Genomic DNA, 8,478 nt, shown 5'->3' with positions numbered 1-8,478 from the left:
CCGGCGGCGGTGAGTTCGACCCCCTGCGGCCCGCGCACCAGCAGCAGCCCGCCGACCTCGCGCTCGATGGCCCGGATCTGCTGGCTCAGCGTCGGCGTCGAGATGAACAACCGCTCCGCCGCCCGCCGAAAATGCAACTCCTCCGCCACGGCGACGAAATACCGTAACTGCCGCAACTCCACCACACCCGAACCCTAGCCACCCCGTCACCGGAGGTGAACCGGCGACGAATCGGGCCGAGGCCACAAGCAGCGGGTCCGCGCGGTCGTGTGACGGATGCCACCCGCCGCTCAGCAGACGGGGAAGTACTCCTCGAGTCCGACCGGCACCCCGTCGGCCCGCGCCTGCGCCCGACACACGTCGTTGGGGAAGTACACGTAAGTGGTCCACGGCGCACCATCCACCCGGCGCACCATCCGCTGACTGTCGCCCGGGATATCCCAGGCGATGACCGCCCAGGACCGGTCACAGTACGCCACGCTGGGCGTGGCGGTGGTGAACGGCGGCCCCGCATCCAGATCGTGCACGATGGTCTGTGCGGCGCAGACCGGTTCGGGCGCCGGATCCTGGAATCGCAAGCTGCCGAACACGGTCTGGCCGTCGGACTCCACGAACAGCGTGTGCATACCCTCGGGCACCGGGTCGGTCCCGGGGGGTGGATTCATGCCGAACCGGTAGCAGCCCACCGGAACCGAGAAGGCGGCCTGCCCGTCGATTCCGGTGGTCGCGGTCCACCGCTCGGCCTCGGGTGTGCCCTCCGGCAGATCGTGGGCTAGTGGATCACAGGGCCGGAACAGCGCCAGTTCCACCGGAACATACGGAATCGCGGTGCCGGAGAGGCTGGCGGTCCGGATCACGACCGTGCCGCTGCCGCGCGGCGGCTCCGAGTCTTCGGGCGGCGTGACGGTGGTCCTCGGATCGGTCCGCGTCGCTGCGGGCGCGCTCGGATTCGTCACGCCCGGAACGACTGTCGGCCCGCCGGACGGCGGTGCTGTCACCGTCACCGTGGGGGCGGTGGTGCCGGGCGTTGGATCCGGTTCGGCGTTCTCACACGCCGTCACCGCCACCAACGCCCCGCCCAGCAGTACCGCCTGTAGGATTCGCCGCGTTCGCATAGTCGTAGACCTCCGGTCGCATCATCCCGACATCGGGGATATCGGCTCCGGACCGGCTGCGATTACCGCTGCTCATCCCCTAGTTCCTGGGGCATGACGGGAGCGGCCCCGTCCTGGATCAGTTCCCAGTCCCCCGGCAGCCCTTCCACTGTGACCGAGGTTCCCTCGGCCTCGATGGTCACCGTCGCCGCGCCGAGGCGCAGATCCGCCAGCCGTACCCGCCCGGCCCGCTCGGGCAGTCGCGGGGTGACGGTGAGGGTGCGACGCGGCACATTGGGTGTGAGCCCGAGGAAGGAGCGCATGAGCAGCAGCGGGGCGGCGCTGGCCCACGCCTGCGGGGAGCAGGAGGTGGGATACGGCACCGGAGAACGGAATTCGGAGCGTCCGAAGCCGCAGTACAGCTCCGGCGGCCGCGCGCCGAAGCTCATGACGGCCTCGGTGAGTCCGCCCGCCAGCCGCTCGGCCAACTCCCAGGCTCCGGGCAGGTGCCGGTAGCGCAGCAGTCCCGCGACGGCGATGGCGGTGTCGTGCGGCCACACCGAACCATTGTGGTAGCCCATGGGATTGAACCGCCGCATGGACGAGGACAGCGTGCGCAGCCCGAAACCAGTGTCCATATCGGCGTTTCCGAGATGTTCGATGAGCTGCGCGGCGCGTTCGTCGGGCACGATTCCGGTCCACAGACAGTGCGCCACATTGCTGCCGAGCGCGTCGACCTGACGTTTGCCGCCGTCGAGTGCCATGGCGTACCAACCGGATCGGGGCAGCCAGAACGCATCGTCGAACCGCTCGCGCAGTTTCTCGGCCTCGGCCCGCAGCCGCGTGGCCCGACGCTTCTCACCGAAGGCTTCGGCCAGTTCGGCGCGGCCGAGCTTGGCGGCGTAGGTGTAGGCCTGCACCTCGCACAGCGCGATGGGCGGTTCGGCGAGGTGTCCGTCGGCGAAACTGATCGAGTCCCAGCTGTCCTTCCAGCCCTGATTGGCCAGACCCCGATCGGTTTTGCGGCGGTACTCGACGAACCCGTCGCCGTCGCTGTCGCCGAAGCGGTCGATCCATTCCAGGGCGGCGTCGGCGGCGGGCAGCAGTTCGCGGATGGCGGACTCCTCCACGCCCCAGCGCCAGCATTCGGCGAGCAGCATGACGAACAGCGGGGTGGCGTCGGCGGTGCCGTAATACACGGTGCCGCCGAGCACCTGGTCACCACCGGGCCCGTGCCGCATTTCGTGCATGATGCGGCCGGGCTCCTCCTCGGTGACCGGATCCACCTGGGTGCCTTGCAGTTTCGCGAGCTGACGCAGGGTGCCCAACGCCAGGTCGGAGTCCAGCAGCAACGCCATCCAGGAGGTGAGCAGACTGTCGCGGCCGAACAGCGCCATGAACCACGGCGCGCCCGCCGCCACGTACGCGGTGCCGTCGGCCGGATCGTCCATGCGCAGCGCGCCGAGATCGCTCTCGGTGCGCTGCAGGACGGCGGTCAGGCCGACATCGCCGGTGGTGAGCCGGGTGGCGGTGGCTCGCCACTGGCGAATCTTGTTGGTGGGGCTGTCCTCGTCGTCCGCGGTGAGGTTCATCGGCACCGCGCGGTGTTCCAGGATCGGCTGGCACAGCACCACCGTCTGCCAGGTGCCGCGGCGGGGTACGACGATCCGCCAGCTCATGGTGCCGAGCTGGACGACCGGGTCCCCGGTCGCGGTCACCGTGAGGCCGCGACCGGAGTCCTTGCGGTCGGTGAGGTGCAGGGCGCTGTCGGAGATGTTGAGTTCACATCCGCCGCCGTCCACCCGGCCCGCCTTGACCGCGAACAGATCCGCGAAATCGGAGTCGGCGGTGAGCGTGATGGTCATGGCGGTGTCCTCGTCGCCGAGGTTGTGCACCACGATCTTCTCGCGCATGCCGTCACCGATCATCCGCTTGCGCAGTACCAGCACGGTGGCGTCGGCCACGCCGGGCCGCGGCTGTTTCCGCGCGACGAACCGTGCCCGGAACGCTTCCGGCATCATGACCGAAAGCTGTTCCGGGGCATGGCCGTCGAGCCGGAGCTCCCAGCGGGCCAGGACGCGGGCGTCCCGGTAGAACAGGCCCTGCGAAGTGCCCGCGTGGATATCGCCGAGTTGGTCCGACAAACAGAAGGTGCTCGCCTCGACCATGGTCACGATGCCGCCGTGACCATCGGCGATCGGGGGCTGACCGGCATTGAAGATACTCATTGCGGGCTGCGCACCGCCCCGCTGACCGCCGCCGTACCCAGCACGGTCGGGGTCGCCAACCGCTGCTCGGGTACCAGGATCGGCACGGCTTCGGCCTCGACCCGCCGCCCGGCCGCGACCCGCTCGGCCGCGCCCCGTGCGGCCACGGCACGGCGGTAGGCCGTCTCGTAGCCGGACGCGAGCCGGTCGGAGGCGAACAGCCGCTCCACCCGCTCCCGGCAGGCGTAGGGATCGATTTCGTCGGCCCGCGCGATGAATTCGGGCAGCTGCTCCGGATCGTCGCAGATGAAGCCGGTGACACCGTGTTCGATCACCTCGTCGACCGCGCCGCCGCGCAGCGCGATGACGGGGGTACCGCACACCATGGCCTCGATCATGACGATGCCGAAGGGCTCCTCCCAGCGGATCGGGAAGAGCAGGCAGCGCGCGCCCGCCAGCAGATGCCGCTTGGCGACCGCGTCCGCCTCACCGAAGACGTCGTCGCCGTCGGCGAGCAGTGGTCGGACGGCCTCCTCGAAGTACTTCTTCTCGGGCGGCTCGTTGCACTTGCCCGCCAGCACCAGGCGCAGTCCGGCCGCGTGTGCGGCATCGAGCGCCAGATGCGGTCCCTTGTACGGCGCGTACCGGCCGAGGAACAGCGCGTAATCCTGCTTCTCGGTGCGGAACGGCCATTCTTCCGGCCGAATCGCATTGTGTACGCGGGCAATCCAATTCAGATCCGGCACCAATTCGCGCTGCCGGTCGCTGATGGCGACCAACTGCACGTCCTGGTCAAAGGACCGATAGTACTCGTGCATGTCCGGGTCGACCGGACCGTGCACGGTGACCACCGTCGGAATACCGAGCGTGCGATACGCCGCGGCGTTCAGCGGACCGGCGAACGTGTGATCGTGCACGATATCGACGGAGTCTTCTCCGTTCAATTCCATGATGACGCGTAAAGCCTTCATGGCATGCACGATCTCAGGATACGGCTCGCCGAGCCGATGCGCCTGAATTTCATTCCAAACCGGGATGAATCGGGCCTTGGTACCTGGTCGACCTGCACCGATGAGGGTCACTCGATGTCCACGATCCACGAGTTCATCGGCCAGTGTCGCCACTATCGCCTCTACGCCGCCATACCCTGCCGGTGGGATATCGAAATACGGCGGAGCCACCATGACGATATTCAACGGCCTGTCCGGGCCGGTGCCCGAACCGGGCGAAACCGCCCTAGCCGAACGTACGAAATCGAAAATGGTGGCGGGATAATCCTCGTCGGATTCCGGCTCCTCGAAACTCATTCCAAGCCTCCTCATTGAGGTGAATGACTCCGCGTAGCACATTCCACCAATGCGCGGAACTCAAACCTCTACGAGGTGGCGGGCCGGATTCAGAGGTTAGCCGGTCGCACGACCATGACCGAAGAGGCGCGTTTGCCGCTTTCCTGAAGCAGGGCGATGGCCCGACCGGAGGGGTCGATGGCGGCGTAAACACCTGAGAGACCGACCGGTTCGAGCCAGCGGCCATTGCGCAGATCCTCGGCCTGCCGTTCGTCGATCGCACGCACCGCGAACGCGGTCCGGGCAGCGGCATCGACATCCAGGCTGAGCAACGGCTCCTCCGCCTCGGCCGCCGCGGTCAACTCCGCCAGGGTGCGCGCGTGCTCGAGGGTGAACGGCCCCACGCGGGTGCGGCGTAGCGCGGTCAGATGCCCGCCCACGCCCAGCCGCGCGCCGAGATCGCGAGCCAGCGCCCGCACATAGGTGCCCGAGGAGCATTCGACCTCGACATCCAGGTCCACGAACCGCCCGTCCTCGCCGTCGACCTCCCGGCGCGCCAGGACATCGAACCGGCTGACGGTGACCGGACGCGCGGCCAACCGGACGTCCTCCCCCGCGCGGGCGCGGGCGTAGGCGCGTTCGCCATTGACCTTGATGGCGCTCACGGTGGCGGGCACCTGCTGGATGTCGCCGGTCAATGCCGCCACGCCGGAGGCGATGTCGGCATCGGTGAGATGTCCGGCGGCGGTGGTCGCGGTGACCTCACCCTCGGCGTCGTCGGTCACGGTGGACTGCCCGAGCCGGATGGTGGCGGTGTACGCCTTGGTGGTCAGGGTGAGCAGGCCCAGCATCTTGGTGGCCCGTTCCACGCCGAGCACCAGCACCCCGGTGGCCATGGGGTCGAGGGTGCCCGCGTGCCCAACCTTCTTGGTGCGCAGCAGCCGTCGGGCCTTGGCGACCACGTCGTGACTGGTCCAGCCGCCGTCCTTGTCCACGATCAGCAGGCCGCCGAGCGCGTCCACGACGGGAGTTCGCTTCTCGCCCATGCGGTCTCAGCCCTCCACGATCGCGGTCAGGATGAGGCCGTCGGCGATGAGCCAGCGGCCGTCGAACGAGGTCAGCGGCGAGCCGCCGTCGGTGGTGTGGCCGGGGACCAGCAGTTCGCTGCGGAAGGTGCCCGACCCGCCGCCGTCGGACTCCTCGTCCACGGTGAAGGTGATGTGCGCGTCCTCGAAGCCCAGCCAGCGCGCGGTGAGCGGATACCAGACCTTGTAGGTGGCCTCCTTGGCGCAGAACAGCAGCCGGTCCAGGTGCAGATCGGTGCCGGGCAGCGCGGCGGCCAACCAGGAGCGTTCCGCGGGCAGGCTGACCGAGTCCAGGACGCCGTCGGGCAGCGCGCCGTGCGGTTCGGCGTCGATGCCGACCGAGCGGAAACGCAGCCGGTGCGCCAGCGCCGCGGCGCGGTACCCGTCGCAGTGGGTGAGGCTGCCGACGACCCCGCGCGGCCAGACGGGCGCGCCCATCTCGCCCTTGCCGATGGCCACGGCGGGTTCGCCGAGTTCGGCCAGGGCTTGGCGGGCGCAGTGGCGCGCGCCGATGAAATCGCGGCGGCGCTTCTCCACCGCCTTGGCGATGAGATGCTCCTCGCCGGGATGCGCCTTCAGCTCCGGCGGGTACGCCAGCAGTTCGGCCGCGGCGACCCCGGTGGGCAGAATTCTGCCGATCAAACGCGCCGACCCCTCGGACGCGACTGCCCGCTGTTCGATGACCGCCTCCTGCTCGTGATTTGTGCCGTCACGAGCCTAGCCCGCCGCCCCGAGCGCGCGACCGGGCGATCCCGCCCCAGCCACGGACACCAATCGGTTGCTACGATGTTGCTGATTCATATCCGCACACAGTCCAGCACTTTCCGCGGCGCGTCCACGCGACCGCGGGGCAGGAGGGTGAGGTATGACCGTCGAGCCGTCGACCAGCCGGTCCACCGCGGAACCGGCCGAATTCATCGGACCGTCCCGCATCATGACCACATTGAGCGTCAATGGGCACGACTGCTACGCGGTGCTGGAGCCGCGCACCAGCCTGCTGGACGCGCTGCGCGAGCACCTCCAACTCACCGGCACCAAGAAGGGCTGCGATCAGGGCGGCTGCGGGGCGTGCACGGTGTGGATCGACAATCGCCGGGTGCTGGCCTGCCTCACCCTGGCCCTGGCGGCGGAGGGCCGCGAGATCACCACCATCGAGGGCGTCGCCGACGGCGAGAACCTGCATCCGGTGCAGCGGGCCTTCCTGGCGGCCGACGGATTCCAGTGCGGGTACTGCACTCCCGGGCAGATCATGTCGGCCATCAAATGCATCGAGGAGGGCCACGCCGAATCCGATACCGAGATCGCGGAGTGGATGAGCGGCAATATCTGCCGCTGCGCGGCCTACCAGAACATTCGCGACGCGGTGCGCGTCGGCCGCGACGCCATGCGCGGGGGTGCGCGGTGAAACCGATCGCCTATGCCCGCCCGCACAGCCTGGAGCAGGCGGTCACCACCGTCACCTCCCGGCCGAACACCGTATTCCTGGCGGGCGGAACGACTCTGGTGGACCTGCTGCGCACCGGGGCCATGGAACCGGACAATGTCGTCGACATCACCTGGCTGCCGCTCGGCGGCATCGAGCACACCGCCGAGGGCGGGCTGCGCGTCGGCGCACTCGCCAGATTGAGCGAGATCGCCGCGGATCCCGGTGTGGTGGAACGCTTCCCATTCCTGTCGGTGGCGCTCTGGAAGGGCGCGTCGGCACAGCTGCGGAATATGGCCACCCTGGGCGGCAACCTCATGCAGAAGGTGCGCTGCGCGTACTTCCGCGAACCCGGAACCGCCTGCAACAAGCGCGATCCGGGCTCGGGCTGCGCCGCCGTCGACGGCATCCACCGGGGGCACGCGGTACTCGGCACCAGTCCCCTGTGCTTCGCCACCCACCCCTCCGATGTGGCGATTCCGCTGGTCGCCCTGGACGCGACGGTGACGGTGTGGGGGCCGCGTGGGGAGCGGAGCATCGCCTTCGACGACTTCTTCCCGGAACCGGGTGAGACCCCGCACCTCGAACACCCCCTGGCCGACGACGAACTCATCACCCGCGTCGACGTGCCAGCCCTGCCCTTCGCGCGGAATTCGCACTACCTCAAGGTGCGCGACCGCGAATCCTACGAATTCGCCCTCGCCTCGGCGGCGGTGGCCATGAATGTGGCCGACGGGACCGTGGTGGATGTGCGCATCGGTCTCGGCGGGGTGGCGACGAAACCCTGGCGGGCACGGGTCGCCGAGGAGCTGCTCCTCGGCAAGCCCGCCACCACACCGAATTTCGCGCTGGCCGCGGCGGCGGAGCTCGAGGCGGCCGACGATACCCACCCGATGAATCGTTTCAAGATCGAACTCGGCGCGCGCACCCTGGTGCGAGCCTTGGAAACCGTTCGACCGCAGGTGCATCCATCGGGAGGCCGGTGATGACCGCCACCGTCCCCCGACGACTCGTCGGACAGGGGTTCGATCGCGTCGACGGTCGCGCCAAGGTGACCGGGGCCGCGCACTACACCGCCGAGATCCCGCTGCCCGGGGTGGCGCACGCGGTGATCGTCGGCGCCCGGATCGGCAGCGGCGCGGTGCGATCCATCGACACCCGCCGGGCCATGGCCGCGGGCGCGATCGCGGTGTTCACCCACGAGAACCTGCCCCGGGTGGCGGCGGTGCCGCCGGTCTTCCCCTCCGGATTCGGCGGCCCCGCACCCGGGCAGACCTTCTTCCCCATGCAGGACACCGTGATTCACTACTTCGGCCAGCCCATCGCGGTGGTCGTGGCCGACACCTTCGAGGCGGCGCAGCAGGCGGCCGACATGGTGGACGC

The 8,478-nt window shown here is 69.2% G+C and carries 8 protein-coding genes and 1 pseudogene; 3 read left to right on the top strand and 6 right to left on the bottom strand.

Annotated features, from left to right (window positions below):
• From QK444_RS27075 to npt, 6 genes are all read right to left on the bottom strand, one after another.
• A partial coding sequence (locus QK444_RS27075) for a LysR family transcriptional regulator (protein ID WP_282784966.1) occupies positions 1-182 on the bottom strand: 182 nt, incomplete at its 3' end.
• Positions 183-290: 108 nt separating this feature from the next.
• A complete protein-coding gene (locus QK444_RS27070) occupies positions 291-1,115 on the bottom strand; it encodes a hypothetical protein (RefSeq protein ID WP_282784964.1) in 825 nt (274 codons plus the stop codon).
• Between the two features lie 62 nt (positions 1,116-1,177).
• Positions 1,178-3,322 (bottom strand): glycogen debranching N-terminal domain-containing protein, encoded by a 2,145-nt coding sequence (locus tag QK444_RS27065; RefSeq protein WP_282784962.1) that lies wholly within the window; start codon positions 3,320-3,322, stop codon positions 1,178-1,180.
• Positions 3,319-4,485, bottom strand: coding sequence for a glycosyltransferase family 4 protein (locus QK444_RS27060; protein WP_282784970.1), 1,167 nt, complete (start codon positions 4,483-4,485; stop codon positions 3,319-3,321). Before QK444_RS27060 ends, QK444_RS27065 begins: the two co-directional genes overlap by 4 nt.
• Before the next feature lie 212 nt (positions 4,486-4,697).
• A complete protein-coding gene (gene truB / locus QK444_RS27055; protein ID WP_282784960.1) occupies positions 4,698-5,633 on the bottom strand; it encodes a tRNA pseudouridine(55) synthase TruB in 936 nt (311 codons plus the stop codon).
• Between the two features lie 6 nt (positions 5,634-5,639).
• Positions 5,640-6,314 carry a 4'-phosphopantetheinyl transferase Npt gene (gene npt, locus QK444_RS27050; protein ID WP_282784958.1) on the bottom strand — a complete coding sequence of 225 codons (675 nt, stop codon included), beginning with the start codon at positions 6,312-6,314 and terminating at the stop codon, positions 5,640-5,642.
• Between the two features lie 292 nt (positions 6,315-6,606).
• Here npt and QK444_RS27045 point away from each other — a divergent pair, with 292 nt between their 5' ends.
• The 3 genes and pseudogenes from QK444_RS27045 to QK444_RS27035 form a co-directional block, all read left to right on the top strand.
• Positions 6,607-7,077, top strand: coding sequence for a (2Fe-2S)-binding protein (locus QK444_RS27045; RefSeq protein ID WP_282784968.1), 471 nt, complete (start codon positions 6,607-6,609; stop codon positions 7,075-7,077).
• On the top strand, positions 7,074-8,081 hold the full coding sequence (locus QK444_RS27040) for a xanthine dehydrogenase family protein subunit M (protein ID WP_282784956.1): 1,008 nt from the start codon (positions 7,074-7,076) through the stop codon (positions 8,079-8,081). Before QK444_RS27045 ends, QK444_RS27040 begins: the two co-directional genes overlap by 4 nt.
• Positions 8,081-8,478 (top strand): annotated as a pseudogene (locus tag QK444_RS27035) (xanthine dehydrogenase family protein molybdopterin-binding subunit); the annotation flags it as partial. The gene QK444_RS27040 and the pseudogene QK444_RS27035, both read left to right, overlap by 1 nt.

This window comes from Nocardia sp. CC201C, assembly GCF_030010695.1.
In the GTDB taxonomy this organism is placed as follows: Bacteria; Actinomycetota; Actinomycetes; order Mycobacteriales; family Mycobacteriaceae; genus Nocardia; species Nocardia otitidiscaviarum.
The sequence above is the reverse complement of the archived record's forward strand: the minus strand, read 5'-3'. Positions and strand labels throughout refer to the sequence as shown.

Excerpts from the sequence above, each read along its gene's own strand:
- truB (WP_282784960.1), bottom strand. The coding sequence starts at position 5,633 with ATGGGCGAGAAGCGAACTCCCGTCGTGGACGCGCTCGGCGGCCTGCTG.
- QK444_RS27060 (WP_282784970.1), bottom strand. The coding sequence starts at position 4,485 with ATGGTGGCTCCGCCGTATTTCGATATCCCACCGGCAGGGTATGGCGGC.
- QK444_RS27065 (WP_282784962.1), bottom strand. The coding sequence starts at position 3,322 with ATGAGTATCTTCAATGCCGGTCAGCCCCCGATCGCCGATGGTCACGGC.
- QK444_RS27045 (WP_282784968.1), top strand. The coding sequence starts at position 6,607 with ATGACCACATTGAGCGTCAATGGGCACGACTGCTACGCGGTGCTGGAG.
- QK444_RS27070 (WP_282784964.1), bottom strand. The coding sequence starts at position 1,115 with ATGCGAACGCGGCGAATCCTACAGGCGGTACTGCTGGGCGGGGCGTTG.